The 21,854-nt window shown below is 44.2% G+C and carries 20 protein-coding genes; 11 read left to right on the plus strand and 9 right to left on the minus strand.

From position 1 onward, the window contains the following. Positions 1–13: 13 nt before the first annotated feature. The 6 genes from Q0852_RS01275 to Q0852_RS01300 all read left to right on the plus strand — a co-directional run bounded on the left by Q0852_RS01275 (position 14) and on the right by Q0852_RS01300 (position 6,527). On the plus strand, positions 14–1,507 hold the full coding sequence (locus Q0852_RS01275) for a CoA-acylating methylmalonate-semialdehyde dehydrogenase (RefSeq protein WP_299013117.1): 1,494 nt from the start codon (positions 14–16) through the stop codon (positions 1,505–1,507). Positions 1,508–1,515: 8 nt separating this feature from the next. Continuing rightward, the gene (locus Q0852_RS01280; RefSeq protein WP_299013119.1) at positions 1,516–2,685 is read left to right on the plus strand and encodes an acyl-CoA dehydrogenase family protein; all 1,170 of its coding nucleotides are present in this window, start codon (positions 1,516–1,518) and stop codon (positions 2,683–2,685) included. 67 nt (positions 2,686–2,752) lie between these two features. Continuing rightward, entirely contained in the window at positions 2,753–3,535 is a 783-nt protein-coding gene (locus tag Q0852_RS01285; protein WP_299013120.1) for an enoyl-CoA hydratase, read from the plus strand. 88 nt (positions 3,536–3,623) lie between these two features. Further along, positions 3,624–4,784 (plus strand): enoyl-CoA hydratase/isomerase family protein, encoded by a 1,161-nt coding sequence (locus Q0852_RS01290; protein WP_299013121.1) that lies wholly within the window; start codon positions 3,624–3,626, stop codon positions 4,782–4,784. A 27-nt stretch (positions 4,785–4,811) separates the two neighbouring features. Further along, entirely contained in the window at positions 4,812–5,723 is a 912-nt protein-coding gene (gene mmsB / locus Q0852_RS01295) for a 3-hydroxyisobutyrate dehydrogenase (protein ID WP_299013122.1), read from the plus strand. 45 nt (positions 5,724–5,768) lie between these two features. Next, entirely contained in the window at positions 5,769–6,527 is a 759-nt protein-coding gene (locus Q0852_RS01300; protein ID WP_299013123.1) for an SDR family oxidoreductase, read from the plus strand. A gap of 79 nt (positions 6,528–6,606) precedes the next feature. Here the strand turns inward: Q0852_RS01300 and Q0852_RS01305 are convergent, their stop codons facing one another. From Q0852_RS01305 to Q0852_RS01320, 4 genes are all read right to left on the minus strand, one after another. After that, complete coding sequence (locus tag Q0852_RS01305; protein ID WP_299013125.1) at positions 6,607–6,714, minus strand: 3-ketoacyl-ACP reductase; 108 nt, start codon at positions 6,712–6,714, stop codon at positions 6,607–6,609. Between the two features lie 35 nt (positions 6,715–6,749). Continuing rightward, positions 6,750–7,265 carry an NUDIX hydrolase gene (locus Q0852_RS01310; RefSeq protein ID WP_299013126.1) on the minus strand — a complete coding sequence of 172 codons (516 nt, stop codon included), beginning with the start codon at positions 7,263–7,265 and terminating at the stop codon, positions 6,750–6,752. A gap of 79 nt (positions 7,266–7,344) precedes the next feature. Then, entirely contained in the window at positions 7,345–8,397 is a 1,053-nt protein-coding gene (locus Q0852_RS01315) for a GGDEF domain-containing protein (RefSeq protein ID WP_299013128.1), read from the minus strand. A 125-nt stretch (positions 8,398–8,522) separates the two neighbouring features. Continuing rightward, on the minus strand, positions 8,523–9,452 hold the full coding sequence (locus tag Q0852_RS01320) for an alpha/beta hydrolase (protein ID WP_299013129.1): 930 nt from the start codon (positions 9,450–9,452) through the stop codon (positions 8,523–8,525). A 250-nt stretch (positions 9,453–9,702) separates the two neighbouring features. Between Q0852_RS01320 and galE the strand changes: the two genes are divergently transcribed. After that, positions 9,703–10,719 carry a UDP-glucose 4-epimerase GalE gene (galE, locus tag Q0852_RS01325; protein ID WP_299013131.1) on the plus strand — a complete coding sequence of 339 codons (1,017 nt, stop codon included), beginning with the start codon at positions 9,703–9,705 and terminating at the stop codon, positions 10,717–10,719. Between the two features lie 64 nt (positions 10,720–10,783). On the opposite strand, the gene Q0852_RS01330 is transcribed toward galE, so the two are convergent. Beyond that, positions 10,784–11,389 carry a DUF2238 domain-containing protein gene (locus Q0852_RS01330; RefSeq protein ID WP_299013132.1) on the minus strand — a complete coding sequence of 202 codons (606 nt, stop codon included), beginning with the start codon at positions 11,387–11,389 and terminating at the stop codon, positions 10,784–10,786. A 241-nt stretch (positions 11,390–11,630) separates the two neighbouring features. Here Q0852_RS01330 and Q0852_RS01335 point away from each other — a divergent pair, with 241 nt between their 5' ends. Then, on the plus strand, positions 11,631–12,971 hold the full coding sequence (locus Q0852_RS01335; protein WP_299013133.1) for a DEAD/DEAH box helicase: 1,341 nt from the start codon (positions 11,631–11,633) through the stop codon (positions 12,969–12,971). An 85-nt stretch (positions 12,972–13,056) separates the two neighbouring features. On the opposite strand, the gene Q0852_RS01340 is transcribed toward Q0852_RS01335, so the two are convergent. Genes Q0852_RS01340 through pdhA form a run of 3 tightly spaced genes read right to left on the minus strand, consistent with a single transcriptional unit; the run spans position 13,057 to position 16,257 of the window. Then, on the minus strand, positions 13,057–14,196 hold the full coding sequence (locus Q0852_RS01340) for a dihydrolipoamide acetyltransferase family protein (RefSeq protein ID WP_299013134.1): 1,140 nt from the start codon (positions 14,194–14,196) through the stop codon (positions 13,057–13,059). After that, positions 14,193–15,176 carry an alpha-ketoacid dehydrogenase subunit beta gene (locus tag Q0852_RS01345; RefSeq protein WP_299013136.1) on the minus strand — a complete coding sequence of 328 codons (984 nt, stop codon included), beginning with the start codon at positions 15,174–15,176 and terminating at the stop codon, positions 14,193–14,195. The genes Q0852_RS01340 and Q0852_RS01345 overlap by 4 nt, the downstream gene beginning before the upstream one ends. Further along, the gene (gene pdhA / locus Q0852_RS01350) at positions 15,169–16,257 is read right to left on the minus strand and encodes a pyruvate dehydrogenase (acetyl-transferring) E1 component subunit alpha (RefSeq protein ID WP_299013137.1); all 1,089 of its coding nucleotides are present in this window, start codon (positions 16,255–16,257) and stop codon (positions 15,169–15,171) included. Before pdhA ends, Q0852_RS01345 begins: the two co-directional genes overlap by 8 nt. A 358-nt stretch (positions 16,258–16,615) precedes the next feature. Between pdhA and Q0852_RS01355 the strand changes: the two genes are divergently transcribed. Both Q0852_RS01355 and Q0852_RS01360 read left to right on the plus strand, forming a co-directional pair. After that, positions 16,616–17,047: a hypothetical protein gene (locus Q0852_RS01355; RefSeq protein WP_299013138.1), complete on the plus strand. Its 432-nt coding sequence runs from the start codon at positions 16,616–16,618 to the stop codon at positions 17,045–17,047. Positions 17,048–18,076: 1,029 nt separating this feature from the next. Next, complete coding sequence (locus Q0852_RS01360) at positions 18,077–19,729, plus strand: EAL domain-containing protein (RefSeq protein WP_299013139.1); 1,653 nt, start codon at positions 18,077–18,079, stop codon at positions 19,727–19,729. 44 nt (positions 19,730–19,773) lie between these two features. On the opposite strand, the gene nagZ is transcribed toward Q0852_RS01360, so the two are convergent. Further along, positions 19,774–20,778 carry a beta-N-acetylhexosaminidase gene (gene nagZ, locus Q0852_RS01365; protein ID WP_299013140.1) on the minus strand — a complete coding sequence of 335 codons (1,005 nt, stop codon included), beginning with the start codon at positions 20,776–20,778 and terminating at the stop codon, positions 19,774–19,776. Positions 20,779–21,158: 380 nt separating this feature from the next. Between nagZ and Q0852_RS01370 the strand changes: the two genes are divergently transcribed. Beyond that, positions 21,159–21,644: a DUF1097 domain-containing protein gene (locus tag Q0852_RS01370; protein ID WP_299013141.1), complete on the plus strand. Its 486-nt coding sequence runs from the start codon at positions 21,159–21,161 to the stop codon at positions 21,642–21,644. The last annotated feature ends 210 nt before the right edge of the window (positions 21,645–21,854 follow it).

Below are 21,854 nucleotides of genomic sequence, written 5' to 3' on the forward strand. Positions count from 1 at the left end.
CTGAGGAGCAATTATGAGTCATCATGTTCCTGTCTATATCAATGGTGAATTCCGCCAGTCTATCTCATTGAAGTGGCTGGATGTTACTAATCCGGCGACAAACTCGGTGATTGCGCAACTGCCTTGTGCTACTGAGGATGAAATTGAAGAAGCTATTGCCAGTGCCCGCGAAACATTTAAAAGCTGGAAGGAAGTAGCTGTACCAGAACGGGCGAGACTCATGTTGAATTATCAGCAATTATTGAAAACTCACCATGATGAATTGGCTGAGCTGCTTTCCAGTGAAACCGGGAAAATTTTAGCGGATGCAAAAGGGGATGTTTGGCGAGGAATTGAAGTTGTCGAGCAGGCGGCCAATATCGCCAGCCTGATGATGGGGGAAACGGCAGAGAATGTAGCGGCGGAAATTGATACTTATTCGCTTATCCAACCGCTTGGTGTGTGCTGCGGTATTACTCCATTCAATTTTCCGGCCATGATACCACTATGGATGTTTCCGATGGCGATAGCGGCAGGTAATACTTTTGTGCTGAAACCCTCAGATCAGGTTCCTCTGACATCAATCCGGCTGGCAGAGCTGTTTAAGCAGGCGGGTGCTCCGTCTGGTGTTTTGCAAATAGTACATGGGCAAAAAACACAGGTGGACTATTTGTTGGCTCATCCTGATATTCGGGCCGTGTCGTTTGTCGGATCTGTTCCGGTTGCCCGCCATATTTACCAAACCGGTACTCATCACCTGAAACGTGTGCAGGCTTTTGCCGGAGCAAAAAACCATTTGGTGGTAATGCCGGATGCGAATAAAGAACAGGTGATCAGTAACTTAGTCGGTTCATCAGTAGGGGCGGCAGGGCAGCGTTGTATGGCAATCTCGGTTGCTGTACTTGTTGATGGGACAAAAGAGTGGATACCTGATCTGAAAGTTGAGATGGCAAAGATCAATCCTGGAGCCTGGAATGATGAGAAAGCCGGTTATGGTCCTTTGATCAGCAAGCCTGCTAAGGAGCGGGTACTGAAATTAATTCAGGAAGGGAAGGATCAAGGGGCTGTTTGTGAGTTAGATGGTAGTTATTGTGAGGTAAAGGGATACCCGGATGGAAACTGGATCGGGCCGACACTTTTCAGCGGTGTTACCACCAAGATGTCTATTTATCAGCAGGAGATTTTTGGACCGGTTTTGATCTGTCTTGAAGTCGATACACTTGATGAAGCTATTGCTCTGGTGAATGCTAATCCGTATGGCAATGGGACTTCGATATTTACCGCCAGTGGTGCGGCGGCGCGGAAATTCCAGCATGAGATCCTGGTTGGTCAGGTCGGAATTAATGTGCCCATTCCCGTGCCATTACCTTTCTTTTCTTTTACAGGATGGCGGGGAAGTTTCTATGGTGATCTTCATGCCTATGGTAAACAAGCGGTGCGATTTTATACCGAGACGAAAACAATCACTTCACGCTGGTTCGAAGACGATATCCCAACGGGCCCTAACCTGACGATTCAGTTGCGCTAGGGGGGGCGATGGATTTTGAATTAAATGAAGACCAGCGGGCATTTGCAGCCACGGCCCGGCAATTTGCATTAGAGCAGTTAGCTCCGAATGCCGCCGAATGGGACGAGAAACAATTCTTTCCGAAGCAAGTTTTGAAAAATGCGGGAGAGCTGGGTTTGCTTAGTTTGTATGTCCCGGAAGATGATGGGGGGCTAGGCCTGAGCCGACTTGATGCATCTATTATTTTCGAGCAGCTGGCGATGGGCTGCACTTCAACTACAGCTTTCATGACTATCCATAATATGGTGACGTGGATGATAGCCTCTTTTGCCACTGAATCGGCTAAAGCACATTTTTGCTCGAAATTACTGACTGGAGAGTGGCTGGGGTCATATTGTCTCACTGAGGCTAATGCTGGCTCCGATGCTGCCTCACTTACAACCAGTGCGGCCAGGCAGGGTAATAACTATATTCTTAATGGTGTAAAAGCCTTTATTTCCGGAGCCGGTGATACTGATGTTTTATTGGTAATGGCTCGTACGGGTGGAGATGGCGACAAGGCCACAGGCGCTGGTGGTATTTCAGCTTTCATTGTGCCAGCTGATGCCCAAGGAGTGAGTTATGGCCGGAAAGAAGCCAAAATGGGATGGAATAGCCAACCAACTCGTGCGGTGATTTTTGAAGACGTTGTTGTGCCTGCTGAACACTTGCTTGGTTGTGAAGGTGAAGGCTTTAAGTTTGCCATGAAAGGTTTAGATGGTGGGCGGATTAATATAGCGACGTGTTCTGTTGGTACGGCTCAACAAGCCCTAAACCAGGCCCGGCAGTATGTCACTGAGCGCCAGCAGTTTGGCCAGACATTGTCTCGGTTTCAGTCGGTGCAGTTTAAGCTGGCTGATATGGCCACTGAGCTTGTCGCAGCAAGGCAGTTGGTTCGCTATGCCGCAAGCAAGCTGGATTGTCATCATCCTGAGGCAACGGCCTATTGCGCTATGGCAAAACGCTTTGCGACAGATATTGGATTCAGAATTTGCGATCAAGCTCTGCAGCTATATGGCGGTTATGGCTATATCAAGGAGTATCCGCTGGAGCGCTATTTTCGTGATGTGCGGGTTCACCAGATCCTTGAAGGTACGAATGAAATTATGCGTTTGATTATCGCAAGGCGGGTATTGGCTGACGGTAGTGAATTGCTATGAGTTCGAGTTATTGCCAATTGTCCGGCTTTAGGATCTTGTAAGTCAGCAAGAGAAAGAGGATATCGCGATGCCCAATGATAATGCGCTTTTGCTGGAAATAGATAACCATGTCGCTGTGGTCACAATGAACAATCCTCCGGCTAATACCTGGACAGTTGAAAGCCTGAAGCAGTTAAATACCCTGGTGGAAAACTTAAATAGCAATAAAGATGTTTATGCTTTAGTGATTACCGGTCAGGGTGAGAAGTTTTTCTCTGCCGGTGCAGATTTGAATTTGTTCGCTGATGGTGAGAAATCGGTAGCGGTTACGATGGCGCAAAGTTTTAGTCGTGCTTTTGAAGCCCTTTCTGCTTTTCGCGGTGTTTCTATTGCGGCAATTAACGGTTATGCAATGGGAGGTGGGCTTGAGGTGGCGCTGGCTTGTGATATCCGAGTTGCGGAAACCCACGCTGAGATGGCATTGCCTGAAGCTAAAGTTGGTTTGTTGCCATGTGCAGGAGGCACACAAAACTTGGCTTGGCTGGTGGGCGAAGGCTGGGCAAAGCGCATTATTCTTTGCGGTGAGCGGGTAAGTGCCTCACAGGGGCTTGAGATAGGTCTGGTTGAAGAAGTCGCTGAAACGGGAAAAGGACTTGACCGGGCAATGCAGATTGCTGGTTCCGTCGCTAATCAGTCCCCGTCATCTGTGGCCGCCTGTAAGCAGCTTATTCAGAATTGTCGTGGAGATCCCCTTAAGCATGGCTTACTTAAAGAGCGAGAGTTGTTTGTGCAGCTTTTTGATACAGAAGATCAAACTGAAGGTGTCAGAGCATTTCTGGAGAAACGTCGGCCTGAGTGGAAGAATCAATGAGGTGCAAAATAGCCAGACACCCAGTAGTCAAAACACCAGGTCTGTAGCGATGTTTAAGCTTTATGATTAAAACAAAGTTGAGACGATTATGGCCGGTAATGTGAATTTCAGTGAGCTGAGCTGTAACAGCGGGAACAAAATCGGTGTTGCTGAGCTGGACAACCCTGCATCACTTAATGCCCTGACTCTTGAAATGCTTAAACAGCTTAAAGCGAAGCTCGAATCCTGGGAAAGTGATGATGCTGTTGTCTGCGTGTTTTTGTATGGAGCGGGTGATAAGGCTTTTTGTGCCGGAGGGGATGTTCGTACCATGTATCACATGATGCAGGCTTCTTCGGAAAAGATAAAGCAAGGTCTTCAAGATGGCTCGGCCAAGGAATTTTTGACTGAATATTTTTCTGTCGAATATAGCTGTGACTATCTGATCCATTCTTATAGTAAACCCCTTATTGCTTGGGGAGATGGAATCATTATGGGAGGTGGTATCGGATTATATATTGGTGCCAGCCACCGGGTAATAACACCAAATTCCAGAATGGCGATGCCTGAGATAAGTATCGGCCTTTATCCTGACGTCGGTGGCACTTGGTTTCTTAATCAGTTGCCCTCAGGCATAGGTCTTTTCCTTGGCCTTACCGGTGCGCAAGTTAATGCCAGTGATGCCTTGGATTTGAAGCTGACAGAGCATGTTCTTCTTTCCGAACAGAAACAAGCGGTTTTGCAAAAATTGCAGATGAACCCGTGGCCGTCTGAGGCTGATAATTTCGCTATCGTGACTGATTTACTTTCCGGCTTGGAAGAGGCGGCTTTGCCATTCTATCCATCAAGCCAGCTTATACCTTATTTTGCTCAGATTCAGGCGGCCTGTTTGTCTGGTAACTTACCGCTGATTTATAAGCAAATTGCTTCCATTGATGGGATGGGACGATGGATAGAGCAAGCGAAGAAAACCCTGATAGAGGGGAGCCCGATCACTGCCACTATCTGTTTTAGGCAATTTACTCAATACCGGTTGCTTTCATTGGAAGATTGTTTTCGGTTGGAGCTCACATTGTCAGTTCGGTGTGGTTTATTGGGTGAATTTGAAGAAGGGGTAAGAGCTCGATTAATTGATAAATGTGGCCAGCCAGATTGGCTTTTTAAGCGAGTCGAAGATGTGGACCAGGCGGTGATAGATATGCTTTTTACCCCATTATGGAGTGATGAAGAACACCCATTAGCCGGTTTAGGCAAGCCGAGCCATTCATAAGCACATTGAAAGCAGAGGAGTGTTGTCATGAGCACCATCGCATTTATCGGATTGGGTAACATGGGTAACCCCATGGCCAAGAATTTATTGAAGGCTGGCTGTACTGTCAGAGTGTTTGATGTAAATACCGATGCAGCGAGGCAACTTGAAAGTGAAGGTGCTCAGCTTGCTCTGTCATTGGATGACGTTGTAAAGGGGGCTGATACTGTCATTACGATGCTTCCTGCGGGAGAGCATGTGTGCGCCGTGTATCTTGGCGATCACCATGGTGGGGCTGGTTTGCTGAATCTGGTAAGTGAAGGAACATTTCTTATTGATTCATCCACGATCGATCCTGAATCAGCGCGGCTGGTGGCGAGCGAAGCGGCCAATAAAGACCTTGAGATTGTCGATGCTCCGGTTTCTGGTGGGGTTGCTGGTGCTCAAGCCGCTACTTTAACCTTTATCGTTGGTGGTAGTGATGAAGCCTTTAATAAAGCAAAAAAGGTGCTGCAGCATGTAGGGAAAAACATCTTTCACGCCGGTAAGGCCGGGGATGGACAGATGGCAAAAATCTGCAATAACCTGATGTTAGGTGTATTGATGTCAGGTACATGCGAAGCATTAAGTCTTGGTATAGATAATGGCCTCGACCCTGAAGTGTTGTCCAATATCATGTTGCAAAGTTCCGGGCGTAATTGGGCGTTGGAGCTCTATAATCCATGCCCCGGTGTGATGGAGAAAGTGCCATCGAGTAATAATTATCAGCCGGGCTTTATGGGGAAATTAATGCTTAAGGATCTTGGTTTGGGTATTGATGCTGCTCTGCATAGTCAATCAGCGGTTCCTATGGGGACATTAGCGCGGAATCTCTATGCCTTTCACAACGCCAGAGGGAATGAGCTAAGAGACTTTTCCAGTTTGTTTGAATTTTATCACGATAAAAATGAAAGCGAGTAGTGGCTTGTCTCTATATTGAACTTTGGGAAAGAGGGAGAGGACTATATGGAAGTGAAAAATTGCGTTATAGCGATAACTGGTGCAGGACAGGGACTAGGACAAATGATGGCGGTTACTCTGGCCCAGGCCGGCGCAGAGCTGGCGTTGATTGACCTTAATGAGGAAGGGCTGAAGCAAACAGAGCAACAATGCCAGATGTTGAGTAAAAAGAGCTTGATCTACAAAGCAGATGTTTCAAATGAAGTGCAGGTTGAGGCGGTTTTTAAGCAAATTGCGGATGATTTTGGTCAGTTAAATGGCCTTGTGAACAATGCGGGTGTGTTGAGAGATGGCTTACTAGTAAAAGTTAAAGATGGCGAGTTAAGTAAGATGTCGCTTGAGCAGTTTAATATGGTGATGAATGTTAATGTGACCGGTACATTCCTTTGTGGTCGTGAAGCGGCAGCTCAGATGGTCGCGATGGGGAATAAAGGGGTTATTATCAATATATCGAGTGTTTCCAGAGCGGGTAATATTGGCCAGACTAACTATTCAGCCTCTAAGGCAGCAGTAGCAACCTTAGCCGTTTGTTGGGCCAAAGAACTTGGGCGTTATGGAATTCGGGCGGCCGCTGTTGCGCCGGGTATTATTCATACCGCGATGGCTGAACAGCTAAAACCAGAAGCCATCGAAAGGTTAAAAGAAATGGTGCCTATTCGCCGGATGGGTGAGGCTAACGAGATTGCTCATGCGGTTAAATTTATTATCGAAAATGATTATTTTACCGGTCGAGTGCTTGAGGTTGATGGTGGTATAAGAGTGTAATGAAGATTGTTGTTTTAAGTAAAACGCCTGACACTTTGGTCAGGCATTTTACTTAAAATAGTTGTGTTGGTGTTGAGGGTTAATTACCGTAAACCATTACAAAAAGAGCCATTCCTCCACCAGAGATGAACATCAGCATCGCAATAATGGCCGCGGCTTTGTTAAGAATTGAAAATAATTTGTTCATTAATTTGCTCACCGATATCTGCTTTATCAACCGTGTTAAATTAGCTTCATCATTTTGGCTTTGAAAAAGGTTGCGATGGTTTTGGCATCCTGAATTTGGTTAGTCGCAATCTTCTCTTCAAACTCAGAAACAGACAAGGTGGTGATCTCTATGACCTCGTCCTCATCAAGTTCTCCGTGGCAATCAGATAGTCCCTGTGCATGATATATATATTGAACTTCATCGCAAAAGCCAGGCACTGGTAGTAATTCGCCTAACGATTGCCATTCAGTGGCTGCTAGTTGCACTTCCTCGGCGAGTTCTCTTTTAGCGCATTCTAAAATGTTCTCTTGATCTTCAAGGGTGCCAGCGGGAAATTCTAAAATCCATTGTTTAATGGCCGGGCGGTATTGGTTAACCATAACCAGCTCACCATATTGGTTCACAGGAATGATGACAACGGCCCCAGGGTGTTTAACGGTCGTGAATTCAACTTCGCGGCCATCGGGTAGGGTTTGTTGCGCTTGTTCTACAGAAAAGCACTTCCATTGGCATAGGGTTTTGCTGTTCATAGTTTTTAGATAGTTAATATTCAAAACAGTATGGATGAGTCTAACATGGACTCATCCATACTGTATTTGAGAAAAAGAATTATTGGTTGATTACGACCTGATTGCGTCCCCAGTTTTTGGCTCTTTGCAGAGCACTGTCTGCTTTCGAGTAGTCAAAACTGAACTCCTGATATTCAACAGGTGTTAGGCCAATGCTGATAGTGATTGTGACTGTTTGTCCGTCTTCAAGCTCAAGAGAGCAGTTGGCGATATCATCTTTAAGGCGAATAGCCATCTCTTCAGCTTGGGAAACGGTTGTATTAGGTAAAAGCAAGCAAAATTCTTCGCTGCTTAAGCGGGCGATATGATCTGTTTTACGAATTTTCTCTTTCAGAAGTTTTGACAGCATCATTAACACTTGGTCGCCGGTTTGTAGGCCATAACGGTCATTAATGCTTTTCAGGTTGTCGATATCCAGTAGTAGCATCGAGAAATCACGCATATAGCGCTGGCAGCGAGCGGCTTCATTTTGATATATAGATTCAATACCATGGCGATTTTTTAGGCCGGTTAAAAAGTCGGTAGTTGCTGTTTTTCGAACTTTTGAGATGGCTTCATTGCGATGCCTTGCCAATAAATGGGCCATAATGAAAATCATGGTGTAACAACTGATATTTTGTAAAACGTCAGTGAGTTGCTGCTCTTGGCTTGATATTTCACCAATGCTAAGAACGATGTAGAGCAAGCCAAAACACAAGCTGTAGTACAAAGCATGTTTGTATCTTAGTGAGAAAAAACATAATAAAGGTATTGTCAACGCGATGGTATTACTGACCAGATTGGTGCTATCTGTATAGAACCCATAGCAGCAAACAATGGTAGAGAATCCGATAAAAATCCAAATTAGAAGATATGGGTTGCCTTTACGCATGTTTATCAATGACAGGATATATGACAGCGCGGCTCCAGAAAGAGCAGCCAGAGTGAAAGTGGTTGATATATCAGCGACAAAATAGGTAAAAGCACAAAGCAAGCAAACCGAACCGGTAACCGGAAACAATAAAGAGAGTTGTTTTTGAAGGGTTTGCTCCCGTTTTTCAATATATGTGTAACTGCTTGTTTTAAGCTGGTTACTTTTTATTACAGTAGTCATAGCCAGACTTCACATCCTTGTTGAAACTTAGCCACTTTGCGCAACTTGATGCATTTAATGGTTAGGATAATTCAGTCGGCTATGTCTGTCTAATTTTTTCTGCAAATTATGAAACGAAGTGACTACTAAATGAATGAATTTAACAGTTTTGTTACCAGAGCTGGCTGTTCATTGGTTACACCGTGACCAGTTTCAGGAATAACGATTAATGCAGTGTTCATGTACTGACTGAGCTTGATTCCGTTTGGAAGGGGAAAAATCTGATCACTGTCACCCCAAACTAGCATGCTGGGCGGAAGATCATTCACGGGGTAATCATTAATACGAGCCCGGTCATTAATAAGGCTAGTAATCAGTTGTTGCTTTTTTTCTCTCCAAGGATCGAAGTAATTCTGGTAGATCTGATTGGCAATAAAGTCAGGCATCTGTTTTTTCTTGTAGAAAACATGATCAAACAAACGTCTTACTTCATCACTGTTTTGTGGCACGAATAGTTGTTCTGGTTTTTCAACTCCGGCTCTTTCGCACAACAGCTCAACATCTTGATCACTAAACAGGGGGCCAGGGCTGGCAATGATAACGGATTTTTCAATACGCGCTGGCGTAGTCATCATGTTGTAGGTGATAAAACCGCCGTATGAAATACCAGCGACGTTGATTTTATCAATATTCAGCGAATCAAGTATTTGCCAGACAGCATTGGTTTGCGTGTCCAGGTTAGGAACTCCATTACTGTATGATTCACCAAACCAGGCAAGATCGGGTGCAATAACCATGTAATCTTTGTTCAGGCTAAGCATTTCATTTTTCCAGGTGGAGATGGCCGTTCCGCCAAACCCATGGAGTAGCAGTAGGGGCTTACCGCTTCCACCGACCCAGAATTTCATGACACCACCGTCGGCCAGGGTGAGAAAGTGCTCGGTATAGCCAGCTTCTTGAAGCGTTGTTTTATCTTGTTCGGCCTTCCAACCCACTAATTCACAACCTGTCAGGGTGATCAGGAAGAGGAGGAGAATCACTTGACGGTAGAGCTTAAAAAGAGGTTTAGCGTTCATAATTTAATTCCATTCTGGTTAAAGCTAGACTACTGTACAGTGTTTTATTTGTGTTGTCCTGTGAGATTTTTAAATGAAAGGTAATGCTAATGATTTGACCCGTCTGTATAGATTTGGCTTGTTCATGCAGTATTTTTCGGCATAATCAACTTAATCTAGTGAATGTGTCATTTTAGCTCTGATATAATCATATTCAATTGGTTGGGCATAATTGCCTGACAAAATTTCGAGAATAGACAGGGAGACACCCATGCGTGTTTTGGTGACAGGTGGAATGGGCTATATCGGTAGCCATACCTGTGTTCAGATGATTGAAGCTGGCATGACGCCAATCATCGTCGACAATTTATATAACAGTAAGAAAACCGTTTTGGCGCGAATTGAGAAGCTGACCGGTGTAATCCCTGCATTTTATGAAGGGGATATCCGTGACCGCGCATTTCTTGATAAAGTTTTGGCTGAAAATGAGGTTGAGGCTGTTATTCATTTTGCCGGTTTGAAAGCTGTCGGTGAATCGGTAGAAAAGCCATTAGAATATTACGACAACAATGTACATGGTACTTTGGTGTTGGTTGAAGCAATGCGCGCTGCTGGCGTAACTAGCTTGATTTTCAGTTCTTCTGCGACAGTTTATGGTGATCCTGCTTCTGTGCCTATTACAGAGGATTTTCCTACCAGAGCGACTAACCCGTATGGCCGTAGTAAGCTGATGGTAGAGGAATGCCTGACAGATATTCAGAACGCGTATCCTGAAATGAGCATCACCTTACTGCGTTATTTTAATCCTGTGGGTTCTCACCAGTCCGGCGAGATGGGTGAAGATCCGCAAGGTATTCCGAACAATCTTATGCCATTTATCTCGCAGGTTGCTGTAGGCCGAAGAGAGTATTTGTCAGTGTTTGGTAATGACTACCCGACGGTTGACGGCACTGGTGTACGAGATTATATCCATGTGCTTGATTTGGCTGATGGCCACTTAGCAGCTCTGAATCATAAAGGCAAAGAAGCGGGTCTTCATATCTATAACCTGGGCACAGGCAATGGCTTCAGCGTACTTCAGATGGTTAATGCTTTCTCTAAAGCGGCTTGTGTTGATGTTGCCTACCAAATTGCGCCACGTCGTCCGGGCGACATTGCTGAGTGCTGGGCAGATCCAAGTAAAGCTAAGCGCGAATTACACTGGGAAGCGACACGAACCATTGGTGATATGACCGCAGATACCTGGCGTTGGCAGTCTAATAACCCGAATGGTTATCCTGATGCCTAAGAATGGTTCTTGATAGGTAAGACAAGGTCGCTCGATAATGAGCGACCTTTTTGTATTAATTGGTTTAGTTTGCTTTGTAGGGCTTGTTATAGAAGAAAAAGAGCAGGCTTGTTATTGCCCCAAGGGTATCGGCTAGCATATCTTGTTGGGCATCCCAGATATCGCCTTGCGAGCCTAAAAACTCGATTCCTGCTTCCCCTCCGGCTAAAACGGCGTACCACCACTCAATGATTTCGTAAGCAGCTGCAATGGCCATGATTGCACAAAGTCCGAATAAGGCTGCCAGCATCGGTTTGCAATGGCCTTTTCTTGTTAGGTATTCCGCAATAGGGTAGGCATAAAAACCGATTGAGAAATGGGCGAAACGGTCAAAGTGGTTACGGTCTGAACCTATTAAGTCACTGAACCACTCAAATGGTACATTTGCAAAGGTGAAGTGGGCACCAATTGTATGAAGGACGAGCCAGCAGGCCATGAACAGGTAGGCGCCATTTGAAAACTGAAATCGTTTGAAGGTCGCAACCAGCGGAACAAAGATGAGCAGAATGGGAATGATCTCTGCGAGCCATACTTCCGGGAAGGCAGGGTTAGTACCGGACCAAGCGATAGTGGTTGTGACTAATGCTGCTAGTATTAGTGGAATTTTTGCAGATTGAACAGGCGATTGCATCGTTTATCTCTTAAGTTGCTGAATGGTTTTGCTGTGTTTGTGATGGAATATCATACAATGCGAAATGTCGCCACTATCTTCTTCTGTGATAACGAATAATTCATTTGTAAAGTGGGTGTTTGCTTCAATAATTGTGATATAATTTGCCGCTAACAATTTTCATCCTAATGTGAGTTGGGTCACGTAGGGTAGGACTGTAATATTATCTGCCCAGAATAGGGCAATCTACCGGAGCACCATTTTGCAATTTAAAGATCTTGGATTAGACCAGCGCCTTCTTAAGAAACTGAATCATTTGGCGTTCGATAAACCAACTGAAATTCAACAAACGGCTATTCCTGTTGCCATCCTTGGCAAGGATTTGCTGGCCTCGTCTAAGACTGGCTCCGGTAAGACACTAGCGTTTTTGCTTCCTGCTATGCAGCGTATGTATCGCAGCAAGCCGTTTACCCGTCGTGATCCGCGTATTGTAGTACTGACTCCGACTCGTGAACTGGCGAAGCAGGTGTTCGCTCAGCTTCGTACTCTGAATGCGGGTACGCCGTATGATGGCGCATTGATCGTAGGTGGTGAGAACTTCAATGATCAGGTGAAAGCGCTGCGTAAAGATCCTATGTTTGTGATTGCGACACCAGGTCGTCTTGCCGATCACCTTGAGCACCGTAGCACGCATCTTGATGGTCTTGAAATGCTGATCCTGGATGAAGCTGATCGTATGTTGGACCTTGGCTTTGAAGCTCAGCTACGCCGTATTCATGAAGCAGCTAGTCACCGTCGTCGTCAGACGCTGATGTTCTCGGCAACTCTTGATCATACAGATGTGGTTGATATTGCATCAGATATGCTGAATGCGCCAAAGCGTATTTCAGTGGGCCATTCGGCTGAAGAGCATACAGATATTACCCAGCGCTTTATTTTGTGTGATCACCTTGATCATAAGCAGGCCTTACTTGATAAAGTGCTGGAAACAGAAGAATACAATCAGGTTATTATCTTTACGGCAACTCGTGCAGATACAGATCGCCTGACTAATGAACTGAATGAGCGTAAGCTGAAGGCTGTTGCATTGAGTGGTAACTTGAACCAGACTCAGCGCAATAGCATCATGAGTCAGTTTGAGCGTGACTGCCATAAGATTCTGGTAACCACGGATGTTGCATCTCGAGGTTTGGATATCGATAAGGTTTCGCATGTTATTAACTTCGATATGCCCAAACATGCTGAAGAGTATGTACACCGTATCGGCCGTACCGGTCGTGCAGGTAATAAAGGTGATGCGATTTCTTTCGTTGGCCCGAAAGACTGGAAGAGCTTTAAGAATGTAGAAGCTTTCCTGCAGCAGGAAATCAGCTTTACAGCGATTGAAGGCCTGGAAGGTAAGTTTAAAGGCCTAAAGCCGGCACCCAAGAAAAAATTCGTCAAGAAGAAGCCAACAAATAAGAAGCCAGTGGCTAAAAAGTCAGATTCTTCAGCTAAGCCTAAGAAGAAAATGGATAAGCGTTTTTACGATAATATGTCTGTTGGCGATAACGTTTTTATCCCGAAAAAGAAGAAACCAGTCAATCCGGAAGCAGAAGATTAATCTGGAATATCGATTAGTGTTTTAAGTAAAAATGCCAGTCCGAGGACTGGCATTTTTTATGTGGCTTATATAATTCAGTTTGATATTACTCACCTTGTTCAAGATGCTTGACCATCTCTTTCATAAAGCGTGCAGCTTCACCGCCAGTGCAGGCTCGATGGTCAAAGGTCATTGATAGGGGAAGTGCTTTTATTGAAACAGGCTTGTTGTCATGAAGTTCCAGTTTTTCGATGATGCGACCGGCACCGACAATAGCGACTTGCGGTGAGGTGACGACGGGAGTAGCAAAAATACCGGCAATTGCACCAAAATTAGTTAGTGTGATAGTGGCATGCTGCAGTTGTTCCCGGCCGATTTTACGGTTACGGATCCCTGTTACGGTTTCGTCTAGCCATTGGCGTATTTCACTGGCACAGAATTTGTCAGCATTACGTAATACCGGAACATAAAGCCCGTGCTTGCTGTCGACGGCAATACCAATGTTGACATTACTGTGGAGGCAACGTGTCATGGTTTCAGCATCAAACCAGGCGTTAAGCGCTGGCTCTTGATGGCAGGCTGCAACGATAGCCTGTATCAATCGGCTGGTAATGTCTTCATTATCCGACCAATTTGCCAGCACAGCTTCTTCAGTAATCGTTACGGAAGCGACATTATGATGCGACTCTGTCATGGTATTAACCATGGTTCGCCGGGCACCTTTCAGTACTTCAGTCCCGGGGCGTTGTTTGTCATTGGCCTGATAAACGTCGCTATCAATAATAATTCCTTCTGGGCCGCTACCTTCGATATTGTGCAGATCAACCCCAAGCTTTTGAGCTAGTCGCCGTGCAGAAGGCAAGGCTTGCAGAGTGTCGCTTGGCTTGGGGCCTTGAGGTTGGCCAACCCAAAATTCATCAATGTTGACCTCTTGTGGATGTTGAGAGACGTTACCTACTACTGTTGCCGCATCGGCTTTGCTCTTTGTTGTTTTATCTTGCTTCTGTTTTTCTGTTTCATCGATTTCCAAAAGCAGGCTACCTATACCAATGACATCACCTTCATTGCCGTAACGGTGGACGATTTTCCCGCCGTATGGAGCGGGAACTTCAACGGTTGCCTTTGCTGTTTCGACGGTTAGTATAACTTGGTCAACCTCGACGGTATCACCGATATCTACGTGCCACTCAATAATTTCCGATTCGGCCAGGCCTTCACCAAGATCGGGTAAGGAAAAGGATTTCATTTCCAACCCTCCATCAGCTCTTTAGCCGCGATAGTGATGTCTTCCTCCTGAATCATGAAGTAATCCTCATTGCGATAATACGGCATTACAGTATCCATACCTGTTACGCGTTTAGGCGGAGCTTTCAGTAAGCACATTGCGTGTTCAGCTGTTCTGGCCAGAATTTCGGCACCAATTCCGCATGTTTGGCTGGCTTCATGAACAACAAGTAATCGGCCGGTTTTTTCCAGAGATTTATATATTGTTGCCATATCCAGAGGTTTCACGGTGGCTGCATCAATAACTTCAAGTTCAATTCCCAGACGGGAGAGCTCGGTTGCAGCCTGTAAGCTTTCGACGACGCAGGCTCCCCAGGTTACGAGTGTGATATCTCGACCTTTTCGTAAGGCATAACAGATGTTTAACGGTAGCGCCTCACCATTGTCTTCAACCTCAGATTTTACAGTTCGGTAGATCCGCTTTGGCTCAAAAAACATGACAGGGTCATTACTGCGAATAGCTGCCAGTAAAAGCCCGTATGCACGTTTCGGTGAGGATGGGATAACAACACTGATACCTGGGGTATGTGCAAATAGCGCCTCGACACTTTCGGAGTGGTGTTCTGGAGCATGGATTCCCCCACCAAAAGGCGCGCGAAAAACAGCGGGGCAGGTGAGCCGTCCTCGAGTTCTATTACGCATTCGGGCTGCATGGCAGGCAAGATGTTCCATCGCCGGAAACACAAAGCCCTGGAATTGAAATTCAGCAACAGGCCTTAGGCCTTGGCTTGCCATTCCGACAGTAACACCGCCGATCAGTGCTTCTGCTAGTGGCGTATCGATGACTCTCTTACAGCCATATTTTTCTTTTAGTCCAACGGTGGCCCGGAATACACCGCCGTTATCTCCGATATCTTCGCCAAGTACGATGACATTGGGATCCCTATCCATCTCATGGTGCAGGGCGAGATTAACGGCTTCCAGTAATGTTAACTCAGCCATGGCGCCCTCCCTGCATTCGCATCGCTTTGTTGATAGTGCTATCTCGCTGTTTGCAAAGATCGGCATCCGGTGTTTCATAGAGCGAGTCAAAAGAAGACTCTGGTGGCTGCGGTATTAGCGAGAGGTAATTATCGACGGCATTCTCAACAACATCATGGCAGTGACTGAGCCATTGCTCTTCATCTGATTCGGACCACCACCCCTGATTGATTAAGAACTGTTTTAGGCGGATGATGGGTTCGTATTGCCAGGCTTGCTGTAACTCGTCTTCACTACGATATCGGCTGGCGTCGTCCGCAGTGGTATGGTCCCCCAGGCGGTAGCTGATGGCTTCGATTAGCGTTGCACCTTTTCCTTTGCGTGCTTTATCCAGGCCTTTGAGAACAACATCATACATGGCGATGACATCGTTGCCATCCACAGTAATACCTTCTATGCCAGCACCTTTTGCTTTATCAGAAAGTTTTTCAGCGCCGCATTGTATGGATCTTGGGACAGAGATTGCCCATTGGTTATTGTTGATGACAAAGACCAGCGGGATGTTCCAGATCCCAGCGCAATTCAGGGACTCAAGGAAATCTCCTTTTGAGGTAGCCCCGTCTCCGCAGGTGACTAGTGCTGCATGGTGTTGGCCTTGGATCTTCAGTGCTGCGGCCACGCCAACAGCGTGGGTGCATTGGGTGGCGATAGGGACACAGAATGGCAGATCTCGACAATGTTTATCATTGAAGGAAAAGTTGCTGCCTCGCTCGTCACCTCCCCAGTATTGGAGATTTTTTTCCATTGCGATTCCACGAGCCCACATAGCTGGCATATCGCGGTAGTAGGGAATGAACACATCATTTGGCTGTAGAGCCCGGCCTACGGCAATACCAATCGCCTCTGAGCCAACGTGTGAAGGGTAGGTCCCTAGTTTTCCGGTACGTTGCAGCGCAACTGCTTTATTATCGTAAACTCGGGTTAATACCATATCGCGGTAAAAACCAGTCAGGGTTGATTGGTCGGCCCATACGGGGAGTTGATCGACGGGACTTCCGTTATGATCAATGTATCGATGCATCGGTAAGGCCTGAACATTCATCGCAAGCTCCTTCTGTTGCTGCCTCAAAGTGAGGCGGACAGCAAATGAAATCGATGGCTATACCATAAAAAAAGACTGCTTCGAATATGTTTAAAACGGCTTATCTAGCGATAAGTCTAGGTATAACCAGATAATATTAAGTGTAACTATTTTGTTGAAACTTGCTTCTGCAAATGACAATAGGGTTAGTAAAGAATTCGATACAGGGCTAAATGACGAATGGATTAGCGCGTCTTATTGTTAAGATTCATTAAGTATAAGAGCGCTCTTGTCAAAGTTTTCGCTCATAATTTGACTACTATTGCTGTCCTGAACCTTCTTATGGTGTGCTATGAAGTTGTACAGTGGAATTTTATTTATGTTTTTTGTTGCGGCGTGTACGTCGCAGGAAACAGTGAGTGATATTGCAGGCCAAAAGACAACGTTTATTGATGGGGAGTGTTACGATCGCTCAACCTATTCGCTTAGCGATACATTTGACGAATTTATCGATGAAAGGCAGCAAGAATTGCGGATCTTGCGGCCCGAGTTAACGGCGGAGAACTACGAACAGCTTGATTATGCGCTGAGGCATTTTTCAACATACTGGAATCAGCTCCGTAAAGAGCGGGATCAAGCTTGTGAGCAACATGCAACGTGTGAATTTGTTCGCATAAAAAACTATGATAAGAAATCCTATAACGCTGAACTTTGTGACAGTACAGATTTCCAATATAACGTGAGTCGCGCGAAGATGATTAATTTCTTTAATGATATCGAGCGATTGCAGTTGCAAAAATCGGCTCCGTAACGAATTACGTTTCTCCCTTCAATGAGATACCCATCAGACGTTATTTCTTAACGTGATTGCTAATTTCCCCGGGTGCTTTGCAAGAGTGCGCTTCGCAGGAGTGGTTGATTGATGGATATACTCATCATCTTGCAAAAATAGGCCGACAGTATGATCTCGAGGTAAATATCCTTGTTAAGGATGAGGTTTGCTGGGCCACCAAGCGACTGGATGATAATAGTATTAGATTAACTAATGCTTTTATCAAAGAATTGTTGGGAAAAATTAAGTGGTGATTTTTTTCTAACTCAAGCAAAATATACAGGCTAAGCAGGAACACGATAATGCAGGGAAATGAGCAGTTCAATTTTTATTGCTGTAATTGAGATGTTAATAAAAAATTGTTTTGCATCACCGTCTTATGACTAGAGGAAGGTGCGTTGTAGCACTGTGTTGACAAGTTATGATCATTCTTTTATCACAATTTTATAACTGGCAAGTGCAATGATAACGCAGATGGGCTATCTTGTTTCTAGTCTAAAAATTGCTTCTACTAAGAGGCATTTTTTAGACTACAGCTGAACCCTTAATTTGATATCACTCCCAAAGTGGATGTCATACGTTTTAAATCAAAGCTTTATAAGGTTAATTATGGAAACTCTGTTAGTCATTGCCTTTATTGTCGGCGCTGCTTTAGTCATTATAAAAGAGAAAAAATGCACTAAGGGTATAGACTACTCACGAGACTCATTATAAAGCAGAGGCGCCATTAGGCGCCTTTGTTTTAATGGGGCCAATATAATTGTCGACCATTATATTTTTGTGTTTGTTTGTACTGTATTCCATTTTGATATGTTGCCTTTTGCTTTCATTCCTTCCTGTTAACAATATCTTATCTTATGCAATTGAATCCCTATCTTGATTAAAGCTGTAATTATTCAAGGCGTGATCTGTGTCATCTATTGATTAAATGAACTACTTGTTAATTAGCTTATTAATGAATATCTTTGGGTAACAAATAAATGAACCAAGTTGCACTTGAATGGTAAGGTGATTGCTTTTCAAGAACAGCGATTAAGAGGGAAGGTTCTTCTAAGTATTATGTTATCTGGCAAACGACTTCGACATTTTGTATTACGTTTAACTCAATTTTGTGTAGGAATAAAACATAATTTAGCGTGCTTTGCATTTGTAGTTGGGCTGGCTGTTTTGTTCTCGTTCACAAGTGGTTTTTTTTCCAAATTACAACTGTCATATATCATTAGCACCGATTCAGAGGACTTATTGAATATCCATTCGATGAAGATTAATCGTTTTCCGGAACTTCTTGCTTCATTAAGCCATAATTTTCAGTTTGATTGCAGTGCTTCTGATATCAATTTACTAGAAAGTATTACTTATAATGATTATGTGATTAAGCGTGTTACGATCAAAACGTCAGATGGCAGACAATGTAGTAGTTTCTCTCGGGCAAATATCCAGCCTCACATCGCCCCGTTGATTGAAAATTATACGTCTAATGTTTCGTTATGGGTTGCTTTTGATTCAGATAAAGAACAGAACTTGCTGGTTGCCGAGAGGCAAGAAGAAAGAGGATCGTTCTGGGTTTACATGGAGCCTATTGTTTCTGATACGATCAGAAATAAATATTGTGATAACTGTGTGTTGAGTTCTATTTCTTCGCTGGAAAATCCGGGGATAGCGTTTTGGCGAGGGGATGCAGCTTTGTTTACTTCAGAACCATTATTTACTGCGGACTTAGCTGATGGGCTTCGTGTGGATACTTATGTAAAAAGGGAACTTATTGAGCATTACAAACAACAGTTGTGGCTTCCTTTATTTATTTTTGGCTTAGCGGTTGGTACGTTTTGTATGGTTGTTTACCATCTCGCCGTTAGGCGAAGAATGTCGTTGCATTCATTGGTTGAGCGCGGTTTAGCTAAAAAAGAATTTGTTCCCTATTATCAGCCGATCGTAGATGTTTCCAGTAACTCCCTATATGGATGTGAGATGCTGGCAAGATGGCAGCGTCCGGGCCAAGCTGTCATTTCTCCAATGGAGTTTATTCCTTATGTGGAAAAGAGTGGGCAGATTTTGGCAATTACTGATCAGTTACTTGAAAAAGGAACGTTGGAAATAAGGAAGTTGAATTGGCACATAACTAAACAGATTATCAGTATTAATGTGGTGCCGGATCAGCTTGAAAGTCCGGATATTATGGAGAAATTACTTCGGATATTGAAGGGCTCTGATATTAACCTGAATCAGGTTGCGTTTGAAGTAACAGAGCGGAAGCAGTTTACTGATCTTGCAATGGCGTCTGATGTTATTGAACAACTTCGTTCTAAAGGCATTGATGTAAAGCTTGATGATGCCGGTACAGGTTATGGTGGATTTAGTTATATCCAGCAGCTAAATATCAGAAGCCTGAAAATAGACAAAATGTTTGTCGAGAATATTGGCACCACTGATATTAAAGTATCATTGCTTAATTCGATTATTGCTTTCGGTAAAGAAGCCGGGATGGAAATGATTGCGGAAGGTGTCGAAACTGAAGAGCAGTCTCAGTACCTTGCTGAACAGGGGGTTTACCTGCAGCAAGGATATTTCTTTGGTAAGCCAATGATTTTTAAAGATTTTGCTTATTATTGCAAATCAATGCAACCGCAGCGCAAAGAAGAGCCTATTGTGTGTGTTGCCTGATATAAAATCAGGTGGCATTGTGCCACCTGATTTAAATTTTGCTATTACGCGTTTTTTTCTCGCCAAGTATGGGTAAGCTCACTGATAATTCTATGAGTTTCTAGCCATTTTCTGGTTTTGATGAGATCTCGATATTCACCCGTCGGCTTTTTGCAGAGTGTTTCCAGCTGGAGAACCTGAGTTTGCGGTAGGCCGTCAAGAGCTTGAATAGCACCTTCACGATTGTTGCACAACATCACCATATCACATCCAGCCTGCTGTGCTGCAATTGCCCGTTCGCTATAGCTGCCAAGTACATCGGCACCTTTCATATTCAGGTCATCAGAGAAAATGACACCTTTGAAGTTGAGTTCTTGGCGTAGTATTTCTTTTAACCAGTATTCTGAGCCACTAGCCGGTTGAGCATCGTAGGCATCAAAAATAACATGGGCTGGCATCATTGCATCAAGCAACTCATGTTCAATGAGGTGTTTAAACACTGTCATATCGTGCTGTTTAATGGTCTCGCGAGAGTCTACAGGTGTCTCAAGGTGTGAATCAGCAATAACACCACCGTGACCAGGGAAGTGTTTTCCTGTTGCAGCCATTCCGGCTTGCTTCATACCTTTAATGAATTTGCTAGCGTACTGAATAATTTGTTGAGGTTCATCAGAGAAGGCTCTGTCTCCGATAGCTTTACAGTCGAACCCAAGATCAAGGACAGGTGCCAGGCTAAGATCTATATCCATCGCCAGTAGTTCAGCGGCCATTAGCCAACCGCCTTGTTTTGCCAGTTCAAGCCCGTCTTTGCTTTGTGAAAAAGCTTTGGCAGGTGGCAGCAAGGTAAATTCATTTCGAAAGCGTTGTACACGTCCGCCTTCCTGATCAACGGCGATTAAAAAAGGTCGTTGTGCGGTTTGGCGAATATCTTTGGTGAGCGCTCTAAGCTGCTTACGGTCGTGATAATTCCGGCTAAATAGGATAATGCCACCAACGGTCGGGTGCTGGATAATTTCTTTGTCTTCGGCATCTAGCTCATAGCCAGATACATCAAGCATTAATGGTCCCATATAAACTCCGATAAAGAACGTTCTGAAAGCGCGGAGCGATGATATCGTTGTCTAGCAAGCTGTTCAGAAATAAAAGACGACTAACGTTACCATAGTCTAGAGGAGACCGATAATAGTCTGCCGTGATTTTTAGAGTTAGTTTCGGCATTATCAATTGTTTATCATAGTAAACACTAAGTTGATGGTGTGTGTTATGTGATTATTATTTTCTAGTGTGTATCTGGTACATAATGTTGAAAAAATCGGTATTAAGGTGATCGAGATCTTATATGTAAAAAATGAGTAGCATTGATTACATTGTAACTGTGATCATTATCACTCTAACTTTTAATTCTCTCAATTAAACTGTTTCCTGATTCATAGTTAATTGAGATTTTCACATGTCGGTATTGGTCGCCATTGCTATAACAACAGGTATTCTTTCAGGTGTTTGGGGATGGGTTGCTGTTTCTTTGGGCCTGTTGAGTTGGGCTGGTTTTCTGGGATGTACTACCTACTTCGCTTCACCTAAAGAGGGTCTGAAAGGTCTTGGACTTAGTATAGCGACTAATCTAAGTGGTGTTTTCTGGGCATTGGTGATTATTCATTTATCGACAATGGTTGGTATTGAAATTGTTGGTTATGTTATTACTGCGGTTGTAGCGTTTTTCATGTGTGTTCAGGCTAAAAAATCATGGCTTGAATTTATTCCGGGCACATTCATTGGTTCATGTGCCACATTTGCTGCTGGAGGAGACTGGCAGTTAGTTATACCGTCACTGATTCTTGGTGCAATTTTTGGTTACACCATGAAGGCTTCTGGTTTGTTGCTACAGAAAAAAATGAACCAGCCTAAAAATGATTTTACTGTTCCTGAGCTTGATTAATATTAATCCCTTCTTTTTTTTTTACTGTTTTCTATTTTTATGCTGCCGCTTGGCAGCATTTTTTTTGCCATTTTCTACCGCATTAATTAATCGAATTATCAAAAGCTCTATTTTCTATTATTCATCTGTTTCCGGTTTGATTTGAAATGTTTTGAAACATTTACTCTAGTAAAAAAACGTTACTAATAAAACCTGTTCAGCTTTCGTTAA

Source organism: uncultured Photobacterium sp. (assembly GCF_947502415.1).
Taxonomy (GTDB): domain Bacteria; phylum Pseudomonadota; class Gammaproteobacteria; order Enterobacterales; family Vibrionaceae; genus Photobacterium.

Bases quoted from the DNA above. Each gene is read 5' to 3' on its own strand.
- Q0852_RS01330 (WP_299013132.1), bottom strand. From the start codon at position 11,389: ATGCAATCGCCTGTTCAATCTGCAAAAATTCCACTAATACTAGCAGCA.
- Q0852_RS01275 (WP_299013117.1), top strand. From the start codon at position 14: ATGAGTCATCATGTTCCTGTCTATATCAATGGTGAATTCCGCCAGTCT.
- Q0852_RS01315 (WP_299013128.1), bottom strand. From the start codon at position 8,397: ATGACTACTGTAATAAAAAGTAACCAGCTTAAAACAAGCAGTTACACA.
- mmsB (WP_299013122.1), top strand. From the start codon at position 4,812: ATGAGCACCATCGCATTTATCGGATTGGGTAACATGGGTAACCCCATG.
- Q0852_RS01345 (WP_299013136.1), bottom strand. From the start codon at position 15,176: ATGGCTGAGTTAACATTACTGGAAGCCGTTAATCTCGCCCTGCACCAT.
- Q0852_RS01285 (WP_299013120.1), top strand. From the start codon at position 2,753: ATGCCCAATGATAATGCGCTTTTGCTGGAAATAGATAACCATGTCGCT.
- Q0852_RS01305 (WP_299013125.1), bottom strand. From the start codon at position 6,714: ATGAACAAATTATTTTCAATTCTTAACAAAGCCGCGGCCATTATTGCG.
- galE (WP_299013131.1), top strand. From the start codon at position 9,703: ATGCGTGTTTTGGTGACAGGTGGAATGGGCTATATCGGTAGCCATACC.
- nagZ (WP_299013140.1), bottom strand. From the start codon at position 20,778: ATGGGACCATTAATGCTTGATGTATCTGGCTATGAGCTAGATGCCGAA.
- Q0852_RS01290 (WP_299013121.1), top strand. From the start codon at position 3,624: ATGGCCGGTAATGTGAATTTCAGTGAGCTGAGCTGTAACAGCGGGAAC.
- Q0852_RS01310 (WP_299013126.1), bottom strand. From the start codon at position 7,265: ATGAACAGCAAAACCCTATGCCAATGGAAGTGCTTTTCTGTAGAACAA.
- Q0852_RS01300 (WP_299013123.1), top strand. From the start codon at position 5,769: ATGGAAGTGAAAAATTGCGTTATAGCGATAACTGGTGCAGGACAGGGA.
- Q0852_RS01320 (WP_299013129.1), bottom strand. From the start codon at position 9,452: ATGAACGCTAAACCTCTTTTTAAGCTCTACCGTCAAGTGATTCTCCTC.
- Q0852_RS01280 (WP_299013119.1), top strand. From the start codon at position 1,516: ATGGATTTTGAATTAAATGAAGACCAGCGGGCATTTGCAGCCACGGCC.
- Q0852_RS01340 (WP_299013134.1), bottom strand. From the start codon at position 14,196: ATGAAATCCTTTTCCTTACCCGATCTTGGTGAAGGCCTGGCCGAATCG.
- Q0852_RS01370 (WP_299013141.1), top strand. From the start codon at position 21,159: ATGTCGGTATTGGTCGCCATTGCTATAACAACAGGTATTCTTTCAGGT.
- Q0852_RS01355 (WP_299013138.1), top strand. From the start codon at position 16,616: ATGTTTTTTGTTGCGGCGTGTACGTCGCAGGAAACAGTGAGTGATATT.
- pdhA (WP_299013137.1), bottom strand. From the start codon at position 16,257: ATGAATGTTCAGGCCTTACCGATGCATCGATACATTGATCATAACGGA.